The 241-nt window shown below is 66.8% G+C and carries 1 protein-coding gene; it reads right to left on the reverse strand.

Going from position 1 to position 241, the window contains the following annotated elements:
* On the reverse strand, nucleotides 1–241 hold a 241-nt coding region (locus tag M2D63_RS26045), incomplete at both ends, for a DUF2868 domain-containing protein (RefSeq protein ID WP_285865918.1).

A 241-nucleotide genomic window follows, 5' to 3' on the forward strand; every position in this document is an offset into this window, starting at 1 on the left:
ACTGGCAGTGCCTGCAGCAACCAGATGCGGGGGGCAGCGGCATTGCGGGCTTGCTCGGCGTGCAACGCAAGGGTGCCGCGATCTGGCGAGGGGCGTGGGTCGCTGGCTATGGCCAGGCGCGCCGGTGGAAAGCGGATGAGCTGTTCCAGCAACTTGTTGCGTGATTCTCGGCTGTCGAGGACGCCGGCGTTGCCGACTCTGTGGGGTAACGCAGGCCGCCAGGGACGCTCATCCTCCAGTT

It is taken from the genome of Pseudomonas sp. BJa5 (assembly GCF_030272875.2).
In the GTDB taxonomy this organism is placed as follows: Bacteria; Pseudomonadota; Gammaproteobacteria; order Pseudomonadales; family Pseudomonadaceae; genus Aquipseudomonas.